Source organism: Streptomyces sp. NPDC044003 (assembly GCF_056435185.1).
This window is the reverse complement of the sequence record NZ_JBWKFA010000029.1, coordinates 1-2,136: the sequence shown is the minus strand read 5'-3', so window position 1 is coordinate 2,136 and position 2,136 is coordinate 1. Positions and strand designations below refer to the sequence as shown.

Below are 2,136 nucleotides of genomic sequence, written 5' to 3'. Positions count from 1 at the left end.
GGGTTCTGGCACACATTCCGTAAGGGCAGTGGTCAGGAGCGCGTGGGATTGGTGTCGTCCCATTTCCACCCGGTTTGAGGGAACTGATCCAGCAGGGCGGAGAGCGACGCTGCCTGGTGGATGGCCGATGACCAGTCTTCCGCGGAGACGTCGAGTGTCACCAGAGGCGGGGTGTCCTGGCGGAAGTCGTAGGCAAGCAGCTCGCGACTTCCGTCCCCTCCGATGATGACGACGCCGGGGAAGCGCTTCTGGAACTCGCCGGCGTCGTTGATGCCGATGAGCTCGTCCAGCGCGTCGATCACCAGGAAGTCGTCAGCGGGAGGAACGAACTGGCTCAGACTCCCTGTAGTGCCCAGGAAGTCCCGGTAGTCCTGGGGAAAACGGACTCCGAAGTGGTGCTCGACCTGCACGATCCGGTCGTCGTTCGAACTCATGAAGCAGTTCTATCAAGGACGGAGGGGTGACGGTGGCCGCCTTGTGCTGCGGTGAGGAGGACACGTTTGCGGAGTAGGGGGAGCTTGGCTCGTCCGAACATCTGACGTTTGATCATCTTGATGTGGTTGACACGGCCCTCGACGGGGCCGGAGTTCCAGTGACTGCTCAGGCCCTGGACCACGGCGTCCCAGTCCTTCTCCAGACCGGTGGCGAACGCGTGCAGCCGGGGCAGGTCCGCGGTGCGGGTGGCGGTGATCCAGTCCTTGAGGTGTTGGCCGGAGCGGCTTTGAAGGATTTCCGCGAAACCGCGGACGTGCGCGTGAAGGGCCTTCAGTTCAGGGCAGCGGGCGAGGACAGCGGCGAACTGCTCATGTTCCTCGTCGCCCAGGCGCTCGGGGTGCCGCATCATCCAGCCGGTGACCCGGCGGACTCCCGGTGGCGGGGGTGGGACGACACGGATGCGTCGTCGGCGCCTCGGTCGCAGGTAGTCACTGATGATCTGGTAGCTCCCGCGATAGCCGAGGGCTTGGAGTTCGGCATGCAGCTGGATGGCGTTGGTGTGCCCTTCGGCCCAGCGTTTGTCCAGGTAGGGCTTGTAAGGGTCGAGCTGGCTCGGCCGGGGCTGATGGCGTGCGGTCAGCAGCTGTTCGGGGACTGCCGCGCGGGCATTGCGGCGGACGGTGTTTCCGCCGATGTGCAGTTCTCTGGCGATCTCGCGGATGCCGTGTCCCTGGGCCAGCAGGGCGTGGATGGTCGCGTGCCGCTCTCGGATGCGGGCCTCGATCGGCGACATCGCCTTCGTCGCATCCACGCTGTCGCCGTCGTTCGTCGGGCCGTCAGGGCTGGCAGCGGCTGTCTTGAGGCATGTGCTGTGGAGCCGGATGCTGGCTTCGACGGCGGTGCCGAGGTTCTGCCAGAGGTGGAACCGGTCGGCCACCTGAACCGCCTTCGGGGCACCGGTGCGGGCGCCATCGGCGTAAGAACCGGCCCGGTCACGGCAGATGATCTCGGCGCCGGGATGCTCGCGCAGCCAACCTGCCAGGGTGGCGGCGTCCCGGCCGGTCAGCAGGTCGAGAGGCTGGCCAGTCTCGCAGTCGATGAGGACGGTCCCGTAGTGATGCCCGCGGCGGGTGGCGAAGTCGTCGACCCCCAGGACTTTCGGGACGGCCCAGGCGGGATCGGGCAGGGCCATGATCGCCCGCAGGAGCGTTGTCCGGCTCACGCTGATATGCAGGGCGGCTGCCAGACGGGCGCCGGCACGGCCGGCGAGCGCAACGGCAACGACTGCCAGGACCCGTCGCGAAGCAGGAGTCCGTCTCCCGTACCTGAACGTCAGCCCCGCGACCTGCTCGACGAACGTACGACGTCCGCACATCTCGTTGCCGCAGTACAACCGCCGTACGGTCAGCTCGATCAGCACCGGCTGGTCACCGACCGGATTGTCGGCCAGTCGACGCTGGTAGCAGCTGTGCAAGCGACTCGACGGAAGCTCACAGTCCGGGCACGCAACAGGGCCATCGAAGGTTCTCGCCACGATGTGCACCACACCGCACTCCAAGAACACCCGCTCCACCAGAACCGCCCCGAAGTGTGGAAAGAGCACCGCTATGAGGTCATCACACCGCACCACGGTCCCAGGTGGCGAGACGTCACGGTGGCAGAACGCCGCTGATCGTTCTCACGGAATGTGTGCCAGAACCG

At 66.2% G+C, this 2,136-nt stretch carries 2 protein-coding genes; both read right to left on the bottom strand.

Translation table 11 applies throughout. From position 1 onward, the window contains the following. Positions 1 to 32: 32 nt before the first annotated feature. A complete protein-coding gene (locus AC07AW_RS41220) occupies positions 33 to 434 on the bottom strand; it encodes an SMI1/KNR4 family protein (protein ID WP_478820596.1) in 402 nt (133 codons plus the stop codon). Next, positions 431 to 2,062: an ISL3 family transposase gene (locus AC07AW_RS41215; protein ID WP_478820597.1), complete on the bottom strand. Its 1,632-nt coding sequence runs from the start codon at positions 2,060 to 2,062 to the stop codon at positions 431 to 433. The genes AC07AW_RS41220 and AC07AW_RS41215 overlap by 4 nt, the downstream gene beginning before the upstream one ends. Between the last annotated feature and the right edge of the window lie 74 nt (positions 2,063 to 2,136).